18 protein-coding genes and 1 tRNA gene are annotated in these 23,664 nt (G+C 71.5%); 10 read left to right on the top strand and 9 right to left on the bottom strand.

Annotated elements, in window-relative coordinates:
- Nucleotides 1–939: ATP-dependent helicase C-terminal domain-containing protein (locus tag ACLU3S_RS23985; RefSeq protein ID WP_413954009.1), on the top strand; the 939-nt coding region annotated here is incomplete at its 5' end.
- On the opposite strand, the gene ACLU3S_RS23980 is transcribed toward ACLU3S_RS23985, so the two are convergent.
- The 3 genes from ACLU3S_RS23980 to ACLU3S_RS23970 form a co-directional block, all read right to left on the bottom strand.
- Nucleotides 929–1,921, bottom strand: coding sequence for a DUF3068 domain-containing protein (locus ACLU3S_RS23980; RefSeq protein WP_413954008.1), 993 nt, complete (start codon nucleotides 1,919–1,921; stop codon nucleotides 929–931). The two genes, ACLU3S_RS23985 and ACLU3S_RS23980, sit on opposite strands and share 11 nt — an antisense overlap.
- A gap of 27 nt (nucleotides 1,922–1,948) precedes the next feature.
- Nucleotides 1,949–2,083: an SPW_0924 family protein gene (locus ACLU3S_RS23975; protein WP_413954007.1), complete on the bottom strand. Its 135-nt coding sequence runs from the start codon at nucleotides 2,081–2,083 to the stop codon at nucleotides 1,949–1,951.
- Nucleotides 2,084–2,246: 163 nt separating this feature from the next.
- Entirely contained in the window at nucleotides 2,247–3,959 is a 1,713-nt protein-coding gene (locus ACLU3S_RS23970) for a lytic transglycosylase domain-containing protein (RefSeq protein ID WP_413954006.1), read from the bottom strand.
- Nucleotides 3,960–4,265: 306 nt separating this feature from the next.
- On the opposite strand from ACLU3S_RS23970, the gene ACLU3S_RS23965 reads away from it, so the two are divergent.
- Nucleotides 4,266–5,114, top strand: coding sequence for a DUF4184 family protein (locus tag ACLU3S_RS23965; protein WP_413954005.1), 849 nt, complete (start codon nucleotides 4,266–4,268; stop codon nucleotides 5,112–5,114).
- A 57-nt stretch (nucleotides 5,115–5,171) separates the two neighbouring features.
- On the opposite strand, the gene ACLU3S_RS23960 is transcribed toward ACLU3S_RS23965, so the two are convergent.
- Together ACLU3S_RS23960 and polA are read right to left on the bottom strand one after the other, a co-directional pair.
- Nucleotides 5,172–5,570, bottom strand: a complete 399-nt coding sequence (locus ACLU3S_RS23960; RefSeq protein ID WP_413954004.1) for a hypothetical protein — start codon at nucleotides 5,568–5,570, stop codon at nucleotides 5,172–5,174.
- Nucleotides 5,571–5,926: 356 nt separating this feature from the next.
- Nucleotides 5,927–8,653, bottom strand: coding sequence for a DNA polymerase I (gene polA / locus ACLU3S_RS23955; RefSeq protein WP_413954003.1), 2,727 nt, complete (start codon nucleotides 8,651–8,653; stop codon nucleotides 5,927–5,929).
- Nucleotides 8,654–9,176: 523 nt separating this feature from the next.
- Between polA and ACLU3S_RS23950 the strand changes: the two genes are divergently transcribed.
- The 7 genes from ACLU3S_RS23950 (at nucleotide 9,177) to ACLU3S_RS23920 (ending at nucleotide 18,446) form a co-directional block, all read left to right on the top strand.
- Nucleotides 9,177–11,489: an FdhF/YdeP family oxidoreductase gene (locus tag ACLU3S_RS23950; RefSeq protein WP_413954002.1), complete on the top strand. Its 2,313-nt coding sequence runs from the start codon at nucleotides 9,177–9,179 to the stop codon at nucleotides 11,487–11,489.
- A gap of 48 nt (nucleotides 11,490–11,537) precedes the next feature.
- Complete coding sequence (locus ACLU3S_RS23945; RefSeq protein ID WP_413954001.1) at nucleotides 11,538–12,026, top strand: hotdog fold thioesterase; 489 nt, start codon at nucleotides 11,538–11,540, stop codon at nucleotides 12,024–12,026.
- A gap of 649 nt (nucleotides 12,027–12,675) precedes the next feature.
- Nucleotides 12,676–13,899 carry a branched-chain amino acid ABC transporter substrate-binding protein gene (locus ACLU3S_RS23940; protein ID WP_413954000.1) on the top strand — a complete coding sequence of 408 codons (1,224 nt, stop codon included), beginning with the start codon at nucleotides 12,676–12,678 and terminating at the stop codon, nucleotides 13,897–13,899.
- Between the two features lie 106 nt (nucleotides 13,900–14,005).
- On the top strand, nucleotides 14,006–14,935 hold the full coding sequence (locus ACLU3S_RS23935; protein ID WP_413953999.1) for a branched-chain amino acid ABC transporter permease: 930 nt from the start codon (nucleotides 14,006–14,008) through the stop codon (nucleotides 14,933–14,935).
- Between the two features lie 5 nt (nucleotides 14,936–14,940).
- Nucleotides 14,941–16,716, top strand: a complete 1,776-nt coding sequence (locus ACLU3S_RS23930) for a branched-chain amino acid ABC transporter permease (protein WP_413954010.1) — start codon at nucleotides 14,941–14,943, stop codon at nucleotides 16,714–16,716.
- 6 nt (nucleotides 16,717–16,722) lie between these two features.
- Entirely contained in the window at nucleotides 16,723–17,733 is a 1,011-nt protein-coding gene (locus ACLU3S_RS23925) for an ABC transporter ATP-binding protein (protein ID WP_413953998.1), read from the top strand.
- Nucleotides 17,730–18,446: an ABC transporter ATP-binding protein gene (locus ACLU3S_RS23920; RefSeq protein ID WP_413953997.1), complete on the top strand. Its 717-nt coding sequence runs from the start codon at nucleotides 17,730–17,732 to the stop codon at nucleotides 18,444–18,446. The genes ACLU3S_RS23925 and ACLU3S_RS23920 overlap by 4 nt, the downstream gene beginning before the upstream one ends.
- Before the next feature lie 76 nt (nucleotides 18,447–18,522).
- Here the strand turns inward: ACLU3S_RS23920 and ACLU3S_RS23915 are convergent, their stop codons facing one another.
- Nucleotides 18,523–19,182 (bottom strand): ANTAR domain-containing response regulator, encoded by a 660-nt coding sequence (locus tag ACLU3S_RS23915; protein ID WP_413953996.1) that lies wholly within the window; start codon nucleotides 19,180–19,182, stop codon nucleotides 18,523–18,525.
- 103 nt (nucleotides 19,183–19,285) lie between these two features.
- Here ACLU3S_RS23915 and ACLU3S_RS23910 point away from each other — a divergent pair.
- Nucleotides 19,286–19,360: transfer RNA gene (locus ACLU3S_RS23910), tRNA-Leu, on the top strand.
- Nucleotides 19,361–19,485: 125 nt separating this feature from the next.
- Here the strand turns inward: ACLU3S_RS23910 and pyk are convergent.
- The 3 genes from pyk to ACLU3S_RS23895 form a co-directional block, all read right to left on the bottom strand.
- A complete protein-coding gene (gene pyk / locus ACLU3S_RS23905) occupies nucleotides 19,486–20,922 on the bottom strand; it encodes a pyruvate kinase (protein ID WP_413953995.1) in 1,437 nt (478 codons plus the stop codon).
- Between the two features lie 140 nt (nucleotides 20,923–21,062).
- The gene (locus ACLU3S_RS23900) at nucleotides 21,063–22,472 is read right to left on the bottom strand and encodes a lysine N(6)-hydroxylase/L-ornithine N(5)-oxygenase family protein (RefSeq protein WP_413953994.1); all 1,410 of its coding nucleotides are present in this window, start codon (nucleotides 22,470–22,472) and stop codon (nucleotides 21,063–21,065) included.
- Nucleotides 22,469–23,664 (bottom strand): pyridoxal phosphate-dependent decarboxylase family protein (locus tag ACLU3S_RS23895; protein WP_413953993.1); only part of this gene is annotated, 1,196 nt, incomplete at its 5' end. The genes ACLU3S_RS23900 and ACLU3S_RS23895, both read right to left, overlap by 4 nt.

Here is a 23,664-nt window from a genome sequence, read left to right as displayed (position 1 = left end):
GCCTTTCCCGAGCGCGTCGCCAGGCTGGACGGCGGGTCGTACCTCATGGCGTCGGGGACGCGGGCCGAGCTGTCCGACGGGTCCGCTCTGCGCGGGTCCCCCTGGATCGTCGTGGCCGTGGCCGATCGGCCCGCCGGGAAGGGCCACGCGCGCGTGCGGCTCGGGGCCGCCGTGAGCGAGGAGGTGGCGGTCGAGGCGGCCGGGGCGCTGCTGGCGGAGCGGGACGAGGTGCACTGGGCCGACGGGGACATGGTGGCCCGGCGTGTCGAGCGGCTGGGTGCCGTCGAGCTCTCCGTGCGGCCGCTGAAGGACGCCGACCCCGGCCTCGTACGGGACGCCCTCCTGGAAGGGCTCCGGCAGGACGGGCTCGGGCTGCTGCGCTGGTCGCCGGAGGCCGAGGTGCTGCGGCACCGGCTGGCGTTCCTGCGTGCCCGGCTCGGGGAGCCGTGGCCGGACGTGTCGGACGAGGCGCTGCACGCGCGCGTGGCGCACTGGCTGGAGCCGGAGCTCAGCCGCGCCCGGCGGCGGGCCGATCTCGGGCGGATCGACGCGGGGCAGGCGCTCCTGCGTCTGCTGCCGTGGGCGAGCGGAGAGGCCGGCCGGCTGGACGAGCTGGCGCCCGAGCGGATCACCGTGCCGAGTGGGTCCAGAATCCGGATCGACTATCGGGATCCGGAGCGGCCCGTGCTCGCGGTGAAGCTGCAGGAGATGTTCGGGCTGCAGGCGACGCCCGCGGTGGCGGGGGTGCCGCTGCTGGTGCATCTGCTGTCCCCCGCCGGGCGGCCGGCCGCCGTCACGGCCGACCTGGCGTCGTTCTGGAAGGACGGCTACCAGGGCGTGCGGGCGGAGCTGCGGGGGCGCTATCCCCGGCATCCCTGGCCGGAGGACCCGGCGGCCGCCGAACCCACCCGGCACACCAACGCGCGGCTCAGGCGCTGACCGGTTCCGTCCGCGGCGTTCGGGCCGGTGCCGGGCCCTCGGGGCGGCGGGCGCGGGCCTCCAGATACAGCGAGAGGGCGAGGAGCAGCAGGCCGAGGGCCAGGGAGCCCCGGGGCACGTACGAGGTGAGCAGCAGTACGAGGGTGCGGTTGTGCTTGACCAGGGCGACCGTGTGCTCGATGTAGTCCTCGCGCATCTTCACGTGCCCGGCGAAGGCGGTGACCTTGGCCCGGCCGCCCAGCAGGGTGCCGCCGCGCAGCTCCTCCTTGTGGATCTCCTCGCCGTAGACCGGTGCGCCGGTGACCGGTTCGACCCAGAATCTGCGGACCGTGGTGTACCAGCGGGTCGTGCCGGTCCTGGCGATCGACGCGGGCGTGACGCCCTGGACGGGCATGGCCTTCGGCAGGGGGACCCGGGTCCAGGGGATGGTCTGTTCGAAGTAGTAGACCTTCAGACCGCGGAAGGTGCGGGTGCCCCGGTAGTGGATGGGGTTGGTGGTGCGGGTCTGGGCGTCGAAGTACTCGTAGTCCCGTTTCCGGGTCAGGAACGGCCACTTGAACTCGATGCCCTCGCGCCTGACCGGGTCGCCGTCGACCGTCTCGCCGGTGGCGTGGACGGGGGCCTGGCTGTGGGCGTCGAAGATGTAGCGCTCGGGGATCCTGGAGACCATCCTGCCGTCGGGGCCCTGGACGTAGGACAGGGCGTCCCAGACCACGACCGGCCGGCCCGCCGTCCTCCCGATCCTCTTCGCGGCCTCCACATCGCCCTTGAGGGTCTGCACGATGGTGACCTGGGAGACCTTGCGCGCGCGCATGGTGCCGTAGTCGAGGAGGGTGGCGCCCCTGGCCTCCAGGACCATGTCCTGGTACTGGTTCGCGGGGATTCTGGCCAGGCGCGGGAAGGCGTACCAGCGCATCAGCGGGGACAGCGCCGCGCAGAACACGGCGCAGGCGAGCAGGAACAGGCTTGCCGTGCGGCGCATTGCTGCCTCCCTCCCGGACGGGTGCGGCTACGGATGCGAGGGCACCGTCGTCAGCAGCGGTTTCGGGGACGTCCGGCCCGACGGCGGGCCCATGGCGCTGATCGTGAGGACGAGAGCGACGGCGAGGGCGAGACCGATCGCGGCGGCGATCAGGGCGCGCATGCGGGGCCTCCCGGCGGACGGTCGGTGTCCTGACGGTTCCTGATGGGGCGTCAGGTCTGGCACCGTAGCAACGGGCGGGCGAGATGAGAACAGCGGTGCACGCACGGACGAGGGCGCCCTCCCCGCCGGAGCGGAGAGGGCGCCCTGCCGGTGCCGGTCCGGATCAGGAGGCGGACGGGCTCGAAGACGGGGACGGGCTCGCCGAGGAGTCGGCGGCGACCTTCAGTTCGACGGTGAGGGTGCCGCCGCCGGGGGTGGTGACGCGGAGCAGGAACGTGCCGGTGGTGTCGTCCGCGTACAGCTTCGGCAGGGTCAGCAGGCCCTTGTCGTCCGCCTGAAGGCCGGTGAGGGTGCGTACGGCCTTGCCGTCGGCGTCCTTGAAGTAGGGGCCCTTGTCGTTCTCGGTGGGGTCGTCCGCGGACTTGACCAGAGTGGCGGTGGCCGCCACCTTGTCCGCGACGGCGCCCTTGTACGTCGCCTTCACCTGGACCTGGTCGGCGAACTCGCCGCCGGGGGTGCAGGTCAGCGGGGTGTCACCGGTGCGCGCCAGGGTGTCGGCGGCGCGCTCGGTGACGGTGGCCGGGTAGGCGACGCCCTTGGCCGGGCGGCCCACGACGGCGGCGGTGACCTTGAAGTCGCCGGTCTCCTCGCCCGCTTGGAGCACGGGGGCGGTCGCCACGCCATCGGTGTCGGTGGCGACCGTGGCCACGGTCTCACCGCCGGCGAAGGTGGCGTCGGTGTCCCCGGTGATGGTGAACCGGATCCGGACCTTGGCGACGGACGTGCCGGCCTTGGTCTCCGCGCGGGTGCTGATCCGGTCGGTGAAGGCGTGGCCGGCCATCGTGGTGAGCTGCTCGGCGGTGCCCGCGTCCGCCAGGTGGTCCACCGTGTCCGTCCGGGTCGGTGGGGTCGTCGGCGGGACCGGCGGCTTCGGCGGGGTCGGGCTGGGACTCCCGCTGCCGCCGCCGGGCGCGTGGGGCTTCGACGGCTCGGACTTGGGCGGGTCCGAGGGCTTCGGGGACGCCGTGTGCGGGGTGCTGCCGTCGCTGCGGTGGGTCGGGAGGCCGCCGGTGCCGTCGGGCACGGAGTGGGTGCCCTTGCGGTAGTACTCCAGCCACGACAGGACGGTGTTCAGGTAGTCCTGCGAGTTGTTGTAGCTGAGGATTGCGCTGTGCAGGTCGGCCTCGCGGGACAGGTCCCAGCCGTTGCGGCACAGGTAGTGGCCGGCGGCGAGTGCGGCGTCGTAGACGTTGTTGGGGTCCTTCTTGCCGTCGCCGTTGCCGTCGCGGCCGGCCCAGGCCCAGGTGGACGGGATGAACTGCATGGGGCCGACGGCCTGGTCGTAGTGGCTGTTGCCGTCGTACGCGCCGTGGTCGGTGTCCTTGATGAGCGCGAAGCCGTTGCCGTCGAGGACCGGGCCGAGGATGGGGCTCAGCGTCGTGCCGTCGGCGCCGACCCGGCCGCCGCGGGCCTGGCCCGACTCCACCTTGCCGATGGCGGCGAGGAGTTGCCAGGGCAGGTTGCAGTCCGGCTTGGCGGAACGCAGTGCCGCCTCGGCCTTCTTGTACGCGTCGAGGACCGTCGCCGGAATACCCGCCTCGGCGTCCCCCTGGGCGACGGGGGTACCGGCGGTCGGTGAGGGGCTGGGGTCGGGGCTGTTGAGCGGCGGCAGGTCCGTGTAGTACGGCGAGTTGCCCGTGGCGTCGCCGCCGGCGGTGTCCGGTACGGGAGTGGAGGCGCCGGCCGCCGTCTGTCTGGCGTGGCCCTCGCCGGTAGCTCCCGGAGCCTGGGACGCGGAGAGCGCTGCGACCGCTGCCGCGGCCACGGCGGTGGTCGCCGCCCCCTTGCGGAGCCGCCTGCCGAAATGCGCCGCCATAGAGTGAACCCCTCCCATGGACGTCGTGCGTCCGTGTCCGTGTGCGTGTCTCGCCCTGGTGTGACGATCGACCCGGTGCCGCGGTTGCCCCTGTGCCGCCTTTCCACGCGTGCGATGTGCGTACAACCGTGCGCCCGGCACGGCGACCCAGGTGACCCTACGACAACTTGCTTTGCGCGGGCACCCGTTCACGCCCGGTTTTCACCGGTTGGCCGACTGCCGTTGTCGTGCGCGCCGCCGGCCGCGGTCACCCATACTGGGACGGAAGTGATCATGTGCCGCCGACGACCCGCGAGGAGGGCCCCGTTGCCGTTCACCCTCAGTCATGCGGCGGCCGTGCTGCCGGGGATCCGCCGTGACGGGACCGGGCGGGGGCCGCTGGTCCCGGCGGTGCTCGTGGCGGGCTCCTTCGCACCCGACCTGCCCTACTACGCGGCGGGCGCCGTGCCGGGCGGAATGGGGTTCGGGAGGGTCACGCACGCCTTCGCCGGAGTCGCCACGGTCGATGCGGTCATCTCCTGGGCGCTGGTGGGCCTGTGGCTGCTCGTCCGGGAACCGCTGCTGGCGCTGCTGCCCACGGCGTGGCAGGGGCGGTCGGCCGCGCTGCTGCGCTGTGGCCGGCCACGCGCGCGCGTGCGGGCCGTTTCAGTGGCGCGCTGGTACGTCTCCGCTGTGCTCGGGGCCCTGACGCATGTGGTGTGGGACGCGTTCACGCATCGGGGGCGGTGGGGGACGCGGCTGCTTCCGGCCATCGGGCGGGAGCACCCGGCGGGACTGCCGCTGTTCTCGTGGCTCCAGTACGGCTGCTCCGCCGCGGGCGCGGCCGTGGTCCTGGCGTGGGCGGCGCGTGCACTGCGGCGCACGCCGGACGGGGCGCCGGTCGGGGTGCCCCTGCTGTCCGCGCGGGACCGTGGGTGGGCCGGTGCGGTGATCGGCGGGTGCGCGCTGGCGGGTGCGGTGCAGCGGGCGGCAGGGTCCGTCAGCCTGGGCCTGGACCTGAACCTGGTGCCCACCCTGTGCTTCGGAGCGGGCGCGGGGACCCTCACCGGCCTGGTGGCGTACGCCGTCGGCGTCAGGACCTGCCGTCCGGCCCCGGCCCCCGGCACTCCCGCTGAGCCGACCCGCGCGGACCGGAAGCGGCCGGTCGGCCGGTGACGGGCTCGGCGAAGGGCGTGAGGGGCGGGAGCGGGCCGATACGGAGGCTCGCCGGGGTCAGGGTCCGGCGTCCGGGCCGAGCCCACGGGGATTGCGGTGCGGGCCGGCAGCGGCAGGTCGCTCGGTGACGGACGCGACGAAGATCGTCAGGGTCGGCCGGGGACGCGACCTCGGCATCAGCGTGAGCGCCAGCGCGAGATAGCCGCGGGCCAGGTCCGCCCACGGATGCCAGTCCGGGGCGTGGCCGGCGCGGAGGGTGCGGCCGGCGAGTGTGCGCCGGAGGCCGGCGACGGCCCGGCGGACGGTCGTCGCCGGATCGGCGGGGATGCGGGCGGTGCTTGCGTCGGCCGCGAGGGCCGGGACCGGCGAGGCGGGCATGGCCTGCGCCGAAGCGGTGTCCGCCCAGACCCGTGTGACTGCCTCGGGCGTCCGGCGGTGGAGCATGCGTATACCCATGCCCGCAGTGTTGCGGCTGCGGAGGGTCCGGGGCGCTTTGGCGGGGCCCACGTGAGTGATGGCGCCCGCAGGGATTCGGCCGGGTTTGTGACGGGGCCGAGGCGCGGGGCCTTCGGGATCGCGGCGAGCGCGGCACCGCTGGTCGACGCGGCAAGGGCGGGACGCCAGGCGCCGGGCGCCGGGTGGAAGGGGCGCCGGGCGCCGGGACGGCGAGCGGGCGCCGGGACGCCGGACGTAAGGGCGCCGGGCGCCGGGACGCCAGGCGGAAGGGGCGCCAGGCGAAGGGGCGCCGGGATGCGGGGCGGAAGGGGCGGCGCACTCCCGCGCAGTACGCCCCCTCCGCCCGGCGCCGCAGGCTAGTGCGCCGCCGACTCCCAGTCCGGGCCGACGCCGACCGAGACGTCCAGGGGGGCGCGGAGGTCGACGGCGTGGGACATCTCGTGGCGGACGATCTCCTCGACGGCGGTGCGCTCGCCGGGGGCGATCTCCAGAACGATTTCGTCGTGCACCTGGAGCAGCATGCGCGACCTCAGGTCCGCCGCCCGCAGCGCGTTGTCCACCTTGAGCATGGCGATCTTGACGATGTCCGCCGCCGTGCCCTGGATGGGCGCGTTGAGGGCCATGCGCTCGGCCGCCTCACGGCGCTGGCGGTTGTCGCTGTTGAGGTCGGGCAGGTAGCGGCGGCGCCCGAAGAGCGTCGCCGTGTAGCCCGTCGCCCGGGCCTCGTCGACCGCGCGGCGCAGGTAGTCCCGGACTCCGCCGAAGCGCTCGAAGTACGCGTCCATGAGGGCGCGCGCCTCCGCGGCCTCGATGTTCAGCTGCTGGGACAGGCCGAACGCCGACAGGCCGTACGCCAGGCCGTACGACATGGCCTTGATCTTGCGACGCATCTCCGCGTCCACCGCGTCGGGCGCGACGCCGAAGACCTGGGAGGCGGCCGTGGTGTGCAGGTCCTCGCCGGAGGTGAACGCGCGGATGAGGCCCTCGTCCTCGGAGAGGTGGGCCATCACGCGCAGCTCGATCTGGCTGTAGTCGGCGGTCAGCAGGGACTCGAAGCCCTCGCCGACGACGAAGCCGCGGCGGATGGCCCGGCCCTCGTCCGTGCGGACCGGGATGTTCTGCAGGTTCGGGTCCGTGGACGACAGGCGGCCGGTCGCGGCCACCGTCTGGTTGAAGGTGGTGTGGATGCGCCCGTCGCCGGCGATGGTCTTGATCAGGCCTTCGACGGTCACACGGAGCTTCGCCTGCTCGCGGTGGCGGAGCATGATCACCGGCAGTTCGTTGTCGGTCTGGGTGGCGAGCCAGGCCAGGGCGTCGGCATCGGTGGTGTAGCCGGTCTTGGTCTTCTTGGTCTTCGGCAGGGCCAGCTCGCCGAAGAGGACCTCCTGCAGCTGCTTGGGCGAGCCCAGGTTGAACTCGTGGCCGGCTGCCGCGTGCGCCTCCTTCACGGCCTGCTGCACCGCACCGGCGAACGTCTGCTCCATCGCCTCCAGATGAGCGCGGTCGGCCGCGATGCCGTGCCGCTCCATGCGGGCGAGCAGGGCGGAGATGGGCAGCTCCACGTCCCGCAGCAGGTCCGCCGCGCCGACCTCCTCCAGGCGGGCCTCGAAGGCCGAACCGAGATCGAGGACCGCGCGGGCCTGGATCATCAGAGCCTCGGCCTCGGCGCCGTCGTCCGCGCCGAAGGCCAGCTGGCCGTCGGCCGCGGCGGCGGGGGCCAGCTCGCGGTGCAGGTACTCCAGGGAGAGGGCGTCCAGGTCGAAGGAGCGGCGGCCCGGCTTGACCAGGTAGGCGGCGAGCGCGGTGTCCATGCGGACGCCCTCGATGCTCCAGCCGTGCTCGGCGAAGACGCGCATGGCGCCCTTGGCGTCGTGGAACACCTTGGGGCGCTCCGCGTCGGCCAGCCAGGCCGCGAACGCGTTCTCGTCGGCCTCGTCCAGCTCGGCGGGGTCGAACCAGGCGGCCGCTCCCCCGGCCGCCGCCAGGGCGACCTCGGCGACCGAGCCGGCGCCCAGCGCCCAGGTGTCGACCGTGGCGACGCCCAGAACCCCGGTGCCGTGCTCGGCGAGCCAGCCGGCCAGCTCGCCGGTGCGCAGGACCGCGCCGTCGATCTCCACGCCGTCGGCCACGACCGGGGTCGCCTCGGCCTCCTCGGCGCCGGGGTCGACGGCGAACAGGCGCTCGCGCAGGGACGGGTTGCGGATCTCCAGGGTGTCCAGGACCCTCGCGACGGCCTTGCGGTCGTACGCGGCACGCTCCAGGTCGGCGACCGTCTTCGGGAGCTCGACCTGGCGCTCCAGCTCGGTGAGGGCGCGGTTGAGCTTGACCGACTCCAGGTGGTCCCGGAGGTTCTGCCCCGCCTTGCCCTTGACCTCGTCCGCCCGCTCGACCAGCTCGGCGAACGACCCGAACTGGTTGATCCACTTCGCGGCGGTCTTCTCGCCGACTCCGGGGATGCCCGGGAGGTTGTCGGACGGGTCGCCGCGCAGGGCCGCGAAGTCGGGGTACTGCGCGGGCGTCAGTCCGTACTTCTCGACGACCTTCTCCGGAGTGAACCGGGTCAGCTCCGAGACGCCCTTCGTCGGGTAGAGCACGGTGGTGTTCTCGGTCACCAACTGGAAGGAGTCGCGGTCGCCGGTGACGATCAGCACCTCGAAGCCCTCGGCCTCGGCCTGGGTGGCGAGCGTGGCGATGATGTCGTCCGCCTCGTACCCCTCGACGGCGAAGCGCGGGGCGTGCATCGCGTCGAGCAGCTCGCCGATCAGCTCCACCTGTCCCCTGAACTCGTCCGGGGTCTTGGCGCGGTTCGCCTTGTACTCGGTGAACCGCTCGGAGCGCCAGGTCTTGCGGGAGACGTCGAAGGCCACCGCGAAGTGCGTGGGCGCCTCGTCACGCAGGGTGTTGGCCAGCATCGACGCGAAGCCGTAGATCGCGTTCGTCGGCTGGCCCGTCGCGGTCGTGAAGTTCTCCGCGGGCAGCGCGAAGAACGCGCGGTAGGCCAGCGAGTGCCCGTCCATGAGCATCAGCCGGGGCCGGGCGCCGCCGGGGGTCTTGTCGGTCTGCTTCGATGCTGTCTCTGCCACGCCCCCGATCCTGCCACGCCCCACTGACACTCCGGGCCGGCCGTCCGCGGCGGGCGCGCGGGACGCACGGTGCGCGGGCCGGTCCGGCACCCGCGGGTGCGTGCCGGCGCCAGGCGGGCGCACGGGACGCCACGACGAGAAGGCCGGCCCGGCACCGCCCGAGAGCCCAGGCGGCGTGCAGGCACGCGGAACGCCACGACGAGAAGCCCGGCCGGCACCGCCGGAGTGCGCCAGGGCCGGTCCGGCAACACCGGAAGCACAGCGAATCCGGACGACCATCATCGGGTGAGCAGGACGTCGCAACCCCGGGCCCGGTCCGACACCACCCCCACCAACACACCGGAGCCCGGCGGCCGCGGCGGGCGCGCGGACCGCCGCATCCCCGGGGCCGGGACGGCGGCGAGCGTGCCGCGACGCCGTCGGGCACCGCAAGCGCTCCGACCTGCCCGCCGCTCACGGCTGTCGGTCCCCCGTGGGAGGATCGGCACGGTATTTCTCACACGCAGTCGAAGAGGAGCGTGCGATGGCGACGAAGCCGCCCAAGGGTGATCCGGTACAGGACGCGCCGCAGGTCGCGGAGCCGAAGCACGCGGCGGCGGGGTTGCCGGCCATCGGGCACACCCTGCGCATCGCCCAGCAGCAGATGGGGGTGCGGCGCACGGCGCTGACGCTGCTGCGGGTGAACCAGAAGGACGGCTTCGACTGCCCGGGCTGCGCCTGGCCGGAGCCGGACCACCGGCACAAGGCGGAGTTCTGCGAGAACGGCGCGAAGGCGGTGGCCGAGGAGGCCACCCTGCGCCGGGTCACCCCGGCGTTCTTCGCCGCCCACTCCGTCGCCGACCTGGCGACCCGCAGCGGGTACTGGCTGGGCCAGCAGGGGCGGCTCACCCATCCCATGTACCTGCCCGAGGGGGCGGAGCACTACGAGCCGATCGGCTGGGACCGGGCCTTCGACATCGTCGCCGAGGAGATCGCGGCCCTCGGCTCCCCCGACGAGGCCGTGTTCTACACCTCGGGCCGCACCAGCAACGAGGCGGCCTTCCTCTACCAGCTCTTCGCGCGCGAGCTGGGCACGAACAACCTGCCGGACTGCTCGAACATGTGCCACGAGTCGTCTGGCTCGGCGCTCTCCGAGACGATCGGCGTCGGCAAGGGCAGCGTCCTGCTGGAGGACCTGTACAAGGCGGACCTGATCATCGTCGCGGGCCAGAACCCGGGGACGAACCACCCGCGCATGCTCTCGGCGCTGGAGAGGGCCAAGGCGAACGGCGCCAGGGTCATCAGCGTCAATCCGCTGCCCGAGGCGGGCCTGGAGCGGTTCAAGAACCCCCAGACCCCGCAGGGCCTGCTGAAGGGCGCCGCCCTCACCGACCTGTTCCTGCAGATCCGCATCGGCGGCGACCAGGCGCTCTTCCGGCTCCTCAACAAGCTGATCCTGGAGACGCAGGGCGCGGTCGACGAGGAGTTCGTCCGCGAACACACCCACGGGTTCGAGGAGTTCGCCGCCGCCGCCCGGGCCGCCGACTGGGACGAGACGCTGGCCGCGACCGGTCTCACGCGCGCGGAGATCGAGCAGGCGCTGCGCATGGTGCTCACCTCCGAGCGCACCATCGTCTGCTGGGCGATGGGGCTCACCCAGCACAAGCACTCCGTGCCGACCATCCGCGAGGTGGTCAACTTCCTGCTGCTGCGCGGCAACATCGGCCGGCCGGGCGCGGGCGTGTGCCCGGTGCGCGGCCATTCGAACGTGCAGGGCGACCGCACGATGGGCATCTTCGAGCGCCCCGCCCCGGCCTTCCTGGACGCGCTGGAGAGGGAGTTCGGGTTCGCGCCGCCCCGCGAGCACGGTTTCGACGTGGTGCGGGCCATCCGCGCGCTGCGCGACGGCGAGGCGAAGGTGTTCTTCGCCATGGGCGGCAACTTCGTCTCCGCGTCCCCCGACACGGAGGTGACGGAGGCCGCGATGCGGCGCGCGCGGCTGACCGTGCACGTGTCGACGAAGCTCAACCGCTCGCACGTCGTCACGGGCGCGCGGGCGCTGATCCTGCCCACCCTGGGCCGCACCGAGCGGGATCTGCAGGCCAGTGGTGAGCAGTTCGTGACCGTGGAGGACTCCATGGGCATGGTGCACGCCTCGCGCGGGCGCCTGGAGCCCGCGAGCGAGCACCTGAAGTCCGAGCCGGCGATCATCTGCGCGCTCGCGCGCCGGGTGCTCGGCGACAGCAGCGTGGTGCCGTGGGAGGAGTTCGCGAAGGACTACGCGACCGTCCGCGACCGCATCGCGCGCGTGGTGCCCGGCTTCGAGGACTTCAACGCGCGCGTGGCCCGGCCGGGCGGTTTCGCGCTGCCGCACGCGCCGCGCGACGAGCGGCGCTTCCCGACGGCCACCGGGAAGGCGAACTTCACCGCGGCGCCGGTGGAGTACCCGCGGCTGCCGGAGGGCCGGCTGCTGCTGCAGACCCTGCGCTCGCACGACCAGTACAACACCACCGTCTACGGACTCGACGACCGCTACCGGGGCATCACGGGCGGCCGGCGGGTGGTCCTGGTGAACCCCGCGGACGCGCGCACCCTCGGGGTCGCCGAGGGTGCGTACGTGGACCTGGTGAGCGAGTGGAAGGACGGTGTGGAGCGGCGGGCGCCCGGGTTCCGTGTCGTGCTCTACCCGACGGCCCGAGGGTGTGCGGCGGCGTACTACCCGGAGACGAACGTGCTGGTCCCGCTGGACGCCACCGCCGACACCAGCAACACCCCGGCCAGCAAGTCCGTCGTCGTGCGCCTGGAGGACCCGGCCGGGAGCGCGCAGAGCCGTCTGGAACAATCGGCGACCGACTGAGCGTTTGCTCAGTCACGAGACAGGTGTACGACGAACGGAGCCGGGCCCATGGGTGAGCAGCAGCAGGTGAGATTCCCGCAGGAGGTCATCGACGAGTACGCGGCGCTCGGCGTCGACCTGCCCGCCCTGTTCTCGGCCGGACACCTCGGCACCCGGATGGGCGTGCAGATCCTGGAGGCCTCGGCCGAGAAGGTCGTCGGGACGATGCCGGTGGAGGGCAACACGCAGCCCTACGGCCTGCTGCACGGCGGCGCCTCCGCGGTGCTGGCCGAGACCCTCGGCTCGGTCGGCTCCATGCTGCACGGCGGCAGCTCCAAGATCGCGGTCGGCGTCGACCTGAACTGCACCCACCACCGCGGGGTCCGCTCGGGCCTGGTGACCGGCGTGGCCACGCCCGTGCACCGGGGCCGGTCGACGGCGACGTACGAGATCGTGATCAGCGACGAGCAGGGCCGCCGCGTGTGCACCGCCCGCCTGACCTGTCTGCTGCGTGACGTCAGGCCGCAGGACGGCGCTCACCTGCGCACCTCGGACTGAGCCCCGACGCCTTCCGCGCCCGGCCCCGCCTCCGGTGGGGCCGGGCCTTTTGTTTCCCGCAACACCCTTGACACGCAAGGGTGTCGTCCGGATGTCCGGCCGGACTCCCTGGGCGCGGGCCGCTGCTGCACGGCGGTCGTACCCGACGTCTCCTCAACTCACCGCCACAAAGCGGAATTTAACCCTCCGACCGGGGGCGACTCGCGGGCTCGCCGTGAAGACATCGGGGTCCGGACGGTCCGGATTCCCGAATCCCGGCCGCCCCTTTTCCGGTGTAACGCTGCGTAACATGCGCGCAATACGGCGCCGGACTCCGCTTCCCCGGAGAGCGCTCTCCGGGGACCATTCCGCGTCCCTTCGGGGCGCCGTGACCGGGCCGGGCGCAACTGCCGCCCACGGCCAACGGGAAGTGCGGCTTCTCGAAATGTGGACCGAGCGGAAAATCTGCCAAATCGGCTGAGAGCAGCCTCGCCGGAAGTCGTCCGTCCACGTCGTCATAACAAGAAAGTCACAAGCCAGCGCACGGCGCTGCCGAGGTCTCCATGCGGGCTTAGAGTCACGGCCAGTCACCGCTCCAACGGGAGTTCGGTACCGGCGCGGCATCCGCCGTCCCTGAGGGGGCCGGACGTGCCTGCGGAAAGGATCGATTGTGCGACAGCGTTCTCTGGTGATTCTTACCTCCGTGCTGACGACCGGAGCTCTGACTCTCACCGCCTGCGGCTCCCGCAACAATGACAGCAAGGGCGGCGACAGCGGCAACACGACGGTCGTGATCGGCGTCGATGCCCCGCTGACGGGCCAGAACTCCGCTACAGGTCTCGGCATCCAGTACGGCGCCCAGATCGCCGTGGACGACGCCAACAAGAACAAGACCGTCCCCGGCGTCACCTTCAAGATCAAGGCCCTGGACGACAAGGCGATCCCGGCCACCGGCCAGCAGAACGCCTCCCAGCTGGTGGCCGAGAAGGACGTCCTCGGCGTCGTCGGCCCGCTCAACTCCGGCGTGGCCACCCAGATGCAGCAGGTCTTCGCCACCGCCAACCTGGTGGAGATCTCCCCGTCCAACACCGCCCCCGAGCTGACCCAGGGCAAGAACTGGCAGACCAGCAAGTCGCGCCCGTTCAAGACGTACTTCCGTACGTCGACCACGGACGCCCTGCAGGGCGCCTTCGCCGCCGACTACGCCTACAACGGCCTCAAGAAGAAGAAGGCCTTCGTCGTCGACGACAAGCAGACCTACGGCGCCGGCCTGTCCAAGATCTTCCGCGAGCAGTTCACCAAGCAGGGCGGCAAGATCATCGGCACCGACCACGTCAACGTGGGCGACCGCGACTTCTCCACCCTCGTCACCAAGATCAAGAACTCGGGCGCCGACCTGCTGTACTACGGCGGCCAGTACGACGAGTCCCAGGTGCTGACCAAGCAGCTCAAGGACGCCGGAGCCAAGATCCCGCTGTTCGGCGGCGACGGCATGTTCACCCCGACCTACATCAAGACCGCCGGCAAGGCCGCCGAGGGCGACCTCGTGACCTCCATCGGCGTCCCGGTCGACACCCTGCCCGCCGCCAAGGACTTCGTGGCCACCTACAAGGCCAAGAAGTACCCCGGCGACTACGGCACCTACGGCTCGTACGCCTACGACGCCACCACCGCGATCATCAAGGCCGTCGGCCAGGTCGTGAAGAACGGCAAGGTGCCCTCCGACGCCCGCGCCCAGGTCGTCAACGCCGTCCAGAACACCTCGTTCGACGGCATCTCCGGCAAGATCTCGTTCGACCAGTACGGCGACACCACGAACAAGCAGCTGACCGTCTACCAGGTCGTCAACGGAGCGTGGAAGTCCGTCAAGAGCGGCGTCGCCCAGCCCAAGTAACCACGAACACCCCGCAACACCAGGGCCGCGCGGCACAGACCACCGTCACCGCGCGGCCCGCCTTCTACGCCCCCCTTGACTCTCCCCACCACATGGAGGCCATGCGGTGAACACCCTGCCGCAGCAGCTGGCCAACGGGCTGTTCCTCGGCTCGATGTACGGCCTGATCGCCATCGGGTACACGATGGTGTACGGCATCGTCCAGCTCATCAACTTCGCCCACGGCGAGATCTTCATGACGGGAGGCTTCGGCGCGCTCACCGTCTATCTCGCCCTTCCGGACGGCATATCCATGTGGATAGCCCTGCCGGCGATGCTCGTCGGCGGCGCCCTGGTCGCCGTGCTCATCGCCGTCGGCGCCGAACGCTTCGCCTACCGACCGCTGCGCGGAGCGCCACGCCTCGCGCCGCTCATCACGGCCATCGGCCTCTCGCTCGCGCTCCAGCAGCTCGTCTTCAACGTGTACCCCAACGCCAAGACCGCCCGGGTCTTCCCGCAGCTCCCCTTCGGGCCCTACCACGTGGGTTCGGTCACCATCCAGAGCGGCGACGTCTTCCTGATCCTCGCCGCACCCCTCTGCATGGCGATCCTGGCCTTCTTCGTCCGCCTCTCCCGCACCGGCCGCGCCATGCAGGCCACCGCGCAGGACCCGGACACCGCCCAGCTCATGGGCATCGACACCAACCGCATCATCGTCGTCGCGTTCGCCATCGGCGGCCTGTTCGCCGCGGTCGCGGGCACCGCGTACGGCCTGAAGTACGGTTCGGTCTCCTACGACATGGGCTTCATCGCCGGCCTCAAGGCGTTCACCGCGGCCGTCCTCGGCGGCATCGGCAACATCTACGGCGCCATGCTCGGCGGCCTCGTCCTCGGCCTCGCCGAGGCCATGGCCACCGCCTACATCGCCAACATCCCCGGCATGCAGCAGCTCGGCGGCGGCGGCTGGGCCGCGGTGTGGGCCTTCGTCCTCCTCATCCTCGTACTCCTCTTCAGGCCACAGGGCCTGCTCGGCGAACGCGTCGCGGACAGGGCGTGAGCACCATGACCGACACCACCACCCAGACCCCGGCCGAGCGCGGCCCCATACCGCTCGCCCCCGCCGTGGCCCGGCTGCTCATCGTCGTCGGCGCCGTCGGCACCATCGCCAGCACCTTCATGAGCTGGACCTGGACCCCGGACTTCCCCGGCGACCTGACCGTCTACGGCTACCCGGCCGGACTCCAGATCCTCGCCCTGGTCGCCGGCGCCCTCACCCTCCTGTACGGGCTCACCCTCTGGAACGTGAAGGGCCTCGACCGGCTGAACCCCGCCGGCGCCACCTCCCCGGTCTTCCTGGTCACCCTCTCGGCGTTCACCGTCTGCTGGTTCACCGGCATCGCCATCGCCGTCGACCTCGACGGCCTGGTCAACCTCGACCCCGGCGCCTGGGTCGCGATGGCCGCCTCGGCACTGCCCGTCATCGGCGCCCTCGCCCTGCCCCACCCGGCCCCCGGCACCGGCATCCGCGGTTACTTCGCCAAGCCCGACCAGCCCCGCCCCGGCACGCTCATGCCGCTCGCCGAGCGCGCCGTCATCACCCTGGCCACCGCTTTCGGCCTGGTGGTCTTCACCTACGGCATCGGCATCAACGACGACGACAGCGAAACCTTCATCGGCTTCATCCTCGTCATCCTCTTCGGCGCCTGGAGCCTCATCCACTCCGGACTCCTCGACCGCTACGCCGCCATCTCCGCACGGCACAAGGCCTTCTCCGCCACCCTCGCCTTCGTCGCCGCCGCGATCTTCCCCTTCACGCAGAGCGACGACCACAACGCCAACATCGGCGTCAACATCCTCATCTTCGCCACCGTCGCCCTCGGCCTGAACATCGTCGTCGGCCTCACCGGCCTGCTCGACCTCGGCTACGTCGCCTTCCTCGGCGTCGGCGCCTACGCCGCCGCCCTGGTCTCCGGCTCCGAGTACTCCCGGTTCTCCGGCGTCCACTTCCCCTTCTGGGCCGCCGCGCTCACCGGCATGGCCGCCTCGCTCGTCTTCGGCGTCCTCATCGGCGCCCCGACCCTGCGGCTGCGCGGGGACTACCTGGCCATCGTCACCCTCGGCTTCGGAGAGATCTTCCGCATCGCCGTCAACAACCTCGACGGCGACTCCGGACCGAACATCACCCGCGGCCCCAACGGCATCACCCAGATCCCCGACCTGAACATCTTCGGGTTCAACCTCGGCGAACAGCACGAGATCGCGGGAATCACCCTGGGCCGGTTCGCCAACTACCTGTTCCTGATGCTCATCGTCACGGCCGTCGTCGTCCTCGTCTTCACCCGCGCCGCCGACTCCCGCATCGGCCGCTCCTGGATCGCCATCCGCGAGGACGAGACCGCCGCCACCGCCATGGGCATCAACGGCTTCCGGGTCAAGCTGATCGCCTTCGCGCTCGGCGCCTCCCTCGCGGGCCTGGCCGGCACCGTGATGGCGCACGTCAACTTCAGCGTCAACCCGCAGCCGTACCAGTTCGCCGGCGCCGCCCCGCCCAACTCGGCCTTCCTGCTCGCCGCCGTCGTCCTCGGCGGCATGGGCACCGTCAGCGGCCCGCTGCTCGGCGCCAGCGTCCTCTACCTGGTCCCGGAGAAGCTGCAGTTCCTGCAGAACTACGAACTCCTCGCGTTCGGCGTCGCCCTGATCCTGCTCATGCGGTTCCGGCCGGAGGGCATCATCGCCAACCGCCGCCGCCAGCTGGAGTTCCACGAGACGGGCCAACTCGACGTACCAGCACAGACGACGCTGTCCGACGAAGCGGCCGTCAGCAAGGCAGGGGCGTAAGCAACCATGACGACACCTGTACTCGAAGCCCGTGACGTCACCATGCGGTTCGGCGGCCTGACCGCCGTCCGGTCCGTCGACTTCACGGTCAACAGCGGCGAGATCGTCGGCCTGATCGGCCCGAACGGCGCCGGCAAGACCACCTTCTTCAACTGCCTCACGGGCCTGTACGTCCCCACCGAGGGCACGGTCGCCTACCAGGGCCGGGTACTGCCGCCCAAGCCCCACCTGGTGACCCAGGCCGGCATCGCCCGCACCTTCCAGAACATCCGGCTCTTCGCCAACATGACCGTCCTGGAGAACGTCCTGGTGGGCCGCCACACGCGGACCAAGGAGGGCCTGTGGTCGGCGCTGCTGCGTGGCCCCGGCTTCCGCAAGGCGGAGAAGCAGTCCGAGGCGAAGGCGATGGAACTCCTGGAGTTCGTCGGCCTCGCCGCCAAGCGCGACCACCTCGCGCGCAACCTGCCCTACGGCGAGCAGCGCAAGCTGGAGATCGCGCGGGCGCTGGCCAGCGAGCCGGGGCTGCTGCTGCTCGACGAGCCGACGGCCGGCATGAACCCGCAGGAGACCCGGGCCACCGAGGAACTCGTCTTCGCCATCCGGGACAAGGGCATCGCCGTCCTCGTCATCGAGCACGACATGCGCTTCATCTTCAACCTGTGCGACCGCGTCGCCGTCCTCGTCCAGGGCGAGAAGCTGGTCGAGGGCACCTCCGACGTCGTCCAGGCCGACGAGCGGGTCGTCGCCGCCTACCTGGGCGAGCCCTTCGAGGGCGACCCCGGCGAGGCGGAGGCCGCCGAGGTCGAGGCGGCCGAGGCCGCCGCCGACAGCGCGGACAACGCGGACAACGCGCAAGACGCGGAAGACGCGGAAGACGCGGGCAGCGACGAAGACGCGGACAACGCGGAAGGGACCGCAGGCTCACAGAGCACGGACGGCGCGGAGGAGAGCACCGAGCGCACGGACAGCGCCGAAGGCGCGCAGAGCACCGGCACCACCAAGGGAGAGACCCAGTGACCGCACTGCTGGAGGTCGAGGACCTCAGGGTCGCCTACGGCAAGATCGAGGCCGTCAAGGGCATCTCGTTCAGCGTCGAGGCCGGCCAGGTCGTCACCCTGATCGGCACCAACGGCGCCGGCAAGACCACCACCCTGCGCACCCTCTCGGGCCTGCTGAAGCCCGTCGGCGGCAGGATCGTCTTCGACGGCAAACCGCTCACCGGCGTCCCGGCGCACAAGATCGTCTCCCTCGGGCTCGCCCACTCCCCCGAGGGCCGGCACATCTTCCCGCGCCTGACCATCGCCGAGAACCTCCAGCTCGGCGCCTTCCTCCGCAAGGACAAGGAAGGCATCGAGAAGGACATCCAGCGCGCCTACGAGCTGTTCCCGATCCTCGGCGAACGGCGCAAGCAGGCCGCCGGCACCCTCTCCGGCGGTGAGCAGCAGATGCTGGCCATGGGCAGGGCACTCATGTCCCGCCCGAAGCTGCTGATGCTCGACGAGCCGTCCATGGGCCTGTCGCCGATCATGATGCAGAAGATCATGGCCACGATCGCCGAGCTGAAGTCCCAGGGCACGACGATCCTGCTGGTCGAGCAGAACGCCCAGGCGGCGCTCTCGCTCGCCGACCAGGGCCACGTCATGGAGGTCGGCTCCATCGTCCTGTCCGGCAGCGGGCAGGACCTGCTCCACGACGAGTCGGTCCGGAAGGCCTACCTGGGCGAGGACTGACCGCCGTACACGAATGGGCCCGCGCCCCCTGTCTCCGGGGCGCGGGCCCATTCGTCACCCGCTCGTACCAGGCGGCTCAGCCCTTCTTGGCGGCCTTCTTCTCGTCGTTGTCCGCGATGACGGCCTCGGCGACCTGCTGCATCGACATGCGGCGGTCCATGGACGTCTTCTGGATCCAGCGGAACGCGGCCGGCTCGGAGAGCCCGTACTCCGTCTGCAGGATCGACTTCGCCCGGTCGACCAGCTTGCGGGTCTCCAGGCGCTGGGTGAGGTCGGCGACCTCCCTCTCCAGCTGCCTCAGCTCGGTGAAGCGGGAGACGGCCATCTCGATGGCCGGGACGACGTCGCTCTTGCTGAACGGCTTGACCAGGTACGCCATCGCACCGGCGTCCCGGGCCCGCTCGACGAGGTCGCGCTGCGAGAACGCGGTGAGCATCAGGACCGGCGCGATGGACTCCTCGGCGATCTTCTCGGCCGCGGAGATGCCGTCCAGCTTGGGCATCTTCACGTCCAGGATGACCAGGTCCGGCCGGTGCTCGCGGGCCAGCTCGACGGCCTGCTCGCCATCTCCGGCCTCGCCGACGACGGTGTACCCCTCCTCCTCCAGCATCTCCTTCAGGTCGAGCCGGATCAGGGCCTCGTCCTCGGCGATGACGACACGGGTCGTCAGCGGCGGCACGTGCGACTTGTCGTCGTCGGGCACGTCTACGGGCTGGGGCGACTCGGGGGCGGTCACTGAGGCTCCTTGGTCCAGGGCAGGGCACGTACTGCTCCCAAGAGCGTACCTAGCTGCGGTATGGTGGGGGCACAGCGGGCCACCGCTGACCTTAGATTCATTGGCCCCCGTAGCCCAATTCGGCAGAGGCCGCGGATTCAAAACCCGTACAGTGTCGGTTCGAGTCCGACCGGGGGCACTTTTTCCTTGGTTTCCAAGGTCACACACTGCAAGCGGAGGATCACGTTCGCGTGGTCTCCGCTTTTTGCTGCACCCAGCGGAAACGGGCGTTCCAGAGCGGCCCCGTGCGGCAACGCCGGTGAACTACTTCGGGCTGTCGTCCTCGCCGATGTGGTGGACGCGGACCATGTTGGTCGAGCCGGAGACGCCGGGCGGGGAGCCCGCGGTGATGACCACGACGTCGCCCTTCTGGCACCGGCCGTGGCGCAGGAGCAGTTCGTCGACCTGGTCGACCATGGCGTCCGTCGAGTCGACGTGCGGGCCGAGGAAGGTCTCGACGCCCCAGGTGAGGCTGAGCTGGGAGCGGGTGGCCGGCTCGGGGGTGAAGGCCAGGAGGGGGATGGGCGAGCGGTAGCGGGAGAGGCGGCGGGCCGTGTCTCCGGACTGGGTGAAGGCCACCAGGAACTTGGCTCCGAGGAAGTCGCCCATCTCGGCGGCCGCGCGGGCGACGGCGCCGCCCTGGGTGCGGGGCTTGTTCCGGTCGGTCAGCGGCGGCAGGCCCTTGGCCAGCATGTCCTCCTCGGCCGCCGCGACGATCTTCGCCATGGTGCGCACGGTTTCGACCGGGTAGTTGCCGACGCTGGTCTCGCCGGAGAGCATCACCGCGTCGGTGCCGTCGAGGACGGCGTTGGCCACGTCGGAGGCCTCGGCGCGGGTCGGGCGGGAGTTGGCGATCATCGAGTCGAGCATCTGGGTGGCGACGATGACCGGCTTGGCGTTGCGCTTGGCGAGCTTGATGGCGCGTTTCTGGACGATCGGCACCTGCTCCAGGGGCATCTCCACGCCGAGGTCGCCGCGGGCGACCATCAGTCCGTCGAAGGTGGCCACGATGTCGTCGAGATTCGCCACGGCCTGCGGTTTCTCGATCTTGGCGATCACCGGGAGGCGGCGGCCCTCCTCGGCCATGATGCGGTGCACGATTCTGGCGTCGTCGCCGCTGCGCACGAAGGAGAGGGCGACGACGTCGAACCCGGTGTGCAGCGCCCAGCGCAGGTCGTCCTCGTCCTTCTCGGAGAGGGCGGGGACGGAGACGGCGACGCCGGGGAGGTTGAGGCCCTTGTGGTCGGAGACCATGCCGCCCTCGATCACCCGGGTGCGCACGCGGGGGCCGTCGACGGCGGTGACCTCCAGGCAGACCCGTCCGTCGTCCACCAGGATGCGCTCGCCCGGGGTGACGTCGGCGGCGAGGCCGGCGTGGGTGGTGCCGCACTGGTGGCGGTCGCCCTCGACGCCGTCCTCGACGGTGATCGTGAAGGTGTCGCCGCGTTCAAGCAGTACGGGTCCTTCGCCGAATCGGCCGAGCCGGATCTTCGGACCTTGAAGGTCGGCGAGGATTCCGACGCTGCGGCCGGTCTCGTCGGCCGCCTTTCGCACGCGCTGGTAACGCTCCTCGTGTTCGGCGCGGGTGCCGTGGCTGAGGTTGAGCCGGGCGACGTCCATTCCGGCGTCGACCAGTGCCTTGATCTGGTCGTACGAGTCGGTGGCGGGCCCCAATGTACAAACGATCTTTGCTCGGCGCATGTATGCGAGCCTAGGCCTTACCCGCCGGTAGAGATTCCGGGTGACGTGACTACTCAAGGACCTTTGGGTGAAGCCTTATTGACAAGTGTTGAATTGTGCGGGCGCCCGCTCCGATGAGCGAATCGCACCCGTGCGGTGTGTCACCATCCGTCGGCCAGCGGAGTCAATCTCATGGGCCGCCGGGTCTGCGGGACGCGGGCGGGGCGGTCGAGTCCGAAGGTGGTGAACGCGGTCCGGGCCGGCAGCGGGTAGGGCTCCTTGCCGGTGATGGAGTTGAGGATCGTCGCGCTGCGCCAGGCGGCGAGGCCGAGATCGGGGGCGCCGACGCCGTGGGTGTGCAGTTCGGCGTTCTGGACGTAGAGCGACCCGGTCACCGTGGGATCGAGGACCACCCGGAACTCCTCGTCGATGCGCGGGCGTTCGCTGCTGTCGCGGCGCATGTAGGGGTCGAGCCCGGCGAGGATGCGGTCGAGGGGGCGTTCGCGGTAGCCGGTGGCGAGGACGACGGCGTCGGTGGTGAGTCGCAAGCGGCTGTTCTCCTGGACGTGTTCCAGATGGAGTTCGATCTTCCTGTTGGCGATCCGGCCCGCGGTGCGCACCCGGACGCCGGGGGTCAGGACGGCGTCGGGCCAGCCGCCGAGCAGGGTGCGCCGGTACAGCTCGTCGTGGATGGCGGCGAGGGTGCCGGCGTCGATGCCCTTGTGCAGTTGCCACTGGGCGGCGACCAGTCGGTCGCGGACGGGCTCGGGGAGGGCGTGGAAGTAGCGCGTGTAGTCGGGCGTGAAGTGCTCCAGGCCGAGCTTGGAGTACTCCATGGGCGCGAACGCCTCGGTGCGGCCGATCCAGTGCAGTGTCTCGCGGCCGGGTGGGCGGTGGCGCAGCAGGTCGAGGAAGACCTCGGCGCCGGACTGCCCGGAGCCGACGACGGTGACGTGCTCGGCGGCGAGGACGGTGTCGCGGTGGGCGAGGTAGTCGGCGGCGTGCAGGACGGGTACGCCGGGCGTGTCCACCAGGGGCTTGAGGGGGTCGGGCACGTAGGGGACGGTGCCGACGCCGAGGACGATGTTGCGGGTGTGGGTGCGGCCGAGGGACTCGGCTTCACCGTCGGCGTCGAGCCGGGTGTAGTCGACCTCGAACACGTCGGCTTCGGGGCTCCAGCGAACGCCGTCGACCTGGTGGCGGAAGTGGAGCCCGGAGAGGCTCTGGGCGACCCAGCGGCAGTAGGCGTCGTACTCGGCGCGCTGGATGTGGAAGCGCTCGGCGAAGTAGAAGGGGAAGAGCCGCTCGCGGCTCCTGAGGTAGTTGAGGAAGCTCCAGGGGCTGGTGGGGTCGGCGAGGGTCACCAGGTCGGCCAGGAAGGGCACCTGGATGGTGGCTCCCTCGATGAGCAGGCCGGGGTGCCAGTCGAAGCCGGGCCGCTGTTCGTAGAAGACGGCGTCGAGTTCGGAGAGCGGGTGGGCAAGGGCGGCGAGGGAGAGGTTGCACGGTCCGATGCCGATGCCGACCAGGTCGCGGGGGGACTCGGGCTCGTGGCGTGGGGGGAGGGTCATCTGGGGGTGCTTCCTTCGACGAGTTTCAGCAGGTGGGCCAGGTCGTCGGGCCGGGTGTGGGGGTTGAGGAGGGTGGCCTTGAGCCAGAGGCGGCCGTCGAGGCGGGCGCGGCCGAGGACGGCCCGGCCCTCCTGCAGCAGCCTGCGGCGTACGGCGGCCACGGTGTCGTCGCCGGCGTCGGCGGGCCGGAACAGGACGGTGCTGATGGCGGGGCGGTCGTACAGCTCGAAGCCGGGGTGTTCCCGGACCAGCGCGGCGAACTCGCCTGCGCGGGCGCAGACCTGGTCGACGAGGGCTCCGAGTCCGCTGCGGCCGAGGGTCTTCAGAGTGACCGCGATCTTGAGGATGTCGGGGCGGCGGGTGGTGCGCAGGGAGCGGTCGAGCAGGTCGGGGAGGCCGGCCTCGGTGTCGTCCTCGGCGTTCAGGTAGTCGGCGCGCTGGTGGAGCGCGGCGAGTTCGTGTGGGCGGGCGACGGCGAGGAGTCCGGCGGCGACCGGCTGCCAGCCGAGCTTGTGCAGGTCGAGGGTGACGGTGTGCGCGGCTTCGAGTCCGGCGAGCTTCTCGCGGTGCCGGCCGCTGAAGAGGAGGCCTCCGCCGTAGGCGGCGTCGATGTGCAGGCGGGCTCCGTGGGCGGTGCACAGGCCGGCGATCTCGGGCAGCGGGTCGATGAGGCCGGCGTCGGTGGTGCCGGCGGTGGCCGCGACGAGCAGCGGGCCGGAGAGCGAGGTGAGGGCGGCATCGAGTGCGGCCGGGTCGAGGGTGCCGTGCGGGGAGGGCAGGACCACGGGGTCGGGCAGGCCGAGCAGCCAGGCGGCGCGGGCCAGCGAGTGGTGGGCGCCGGTGCCGCAGACGAGGCGGACGCTGCCACCGCCGGCCTCGCGGGCGAGCAGCAGGGCGAGTTGGTTGGACTCGGTGCCGCCGGTGGTGACGAGCGCGTCGGCCAGGCCCGTCTCGTGGGCGAGTTCGCGCGCGACGACCGCCTCCAGCGCGGAGGCGGCGGGGGCCTGGTCCCAGGAGTCCAGCGAGGGGTTGAGGGCGCTCGCGGCGAGGTCGGCGGCGGTGGCGACGGCGAGCGGCGGGCAGTGCAGATGGGCCGCGCACAGCGGTTCGGCGGGGTCGGCGGCGCCCTCGGCGAGGGCGTGCACGAGGGCGCGCAGGGCGTCGGGGTCGCCGTCGTCCGGCAGGACGTCGC

It is taken from the genome of Streptomyces sp. AF1A, assembly GCF_047340315.1.
Lineage (GTDB): Bacteria > Actinomycetota > Actinomycetes > Streptomycetales > Streptomycetaceae > Streptomyces.
The sequence above is the reverse complement of the archived record's forward strand: the minus strand, read 5'-3'. Positions and strand labels throughout refer to the sequence as shown.

Bases quoted from the DNA above. Each gene is read 5' to 3' on its own strand.
- ACLU3S_RS23960 (WP_413954004.1), bottom strand. From the start codon at position 5,570: ATGGGTATACGCATGCTCCACCGCCGGACGCCCGAGGCAGTCACACGG.
- ACLU3S_RS23900 (WP_413953994.1), bottom strand. From the start codon at position 22,472: ATGACCCTCCCCCCACGCCACGAGCCCGAGTCCCCCCGCGACCTGGTC.
- ACLU3S_RS23925 (WP_413953998.1), top strand. From the start codon at position 16,723: ATGACGACACCTGTACTCGAAGCCCGTGACGTCACCATGCGGTTCGGC.
- ACLU3S_RS23975 (WP_413954007.1), bottom strand. From the start codon at position 2,083: ATGCGCGCCCTGATCGCCGCCGCGATCGGTCTCGCCCTCGCCGTCGCT.
- ACLU3S_RS23930 (WP_413954010.1), top strand. From the start codon at position 14,941: ATGACCGACACCACCACCCAGACCCCGGCCGAGCGCGGCCCCATACCG.
- ACLU3S_RS23945 (WP_413954001.1), top strand. From the start codon at position 11,538: ATGGGTGAGCAGCAGCAGGTGAGATTCCCGCAGGAGGTCATCGACGAG.
- ACLU3S_RS23970 (WP_413954006.1), bottom strand. From the start codon at position 3,959: ATGGCGGCGCATTTCGGCAGGCGGCTCCGCAAGGGGGCGGCGACCACC.
- ACLU3S_RS23950 (WP_413954002.1), top strand. From the start codon at position 9,177: ATGGCGACGAAGCCGCCCAAGGGTGATCCGGTACAGGACGCGCCGCAG.
- pyk (WP_413953995.1), bottom strand. From the start codon at position 20,922: ATGCGCCGAGCAAAGATCGTTTGTACATTGGGGCCCGCCACCGACTCG.
- ACLU3S_RS23980 (WP_413954008.1), bottom strand. From the start codon at position 1,921: ATGCGCCGCACGGCAAGCCTGTTCCTGCTCGCCTGCGCCGTGTTCTGC.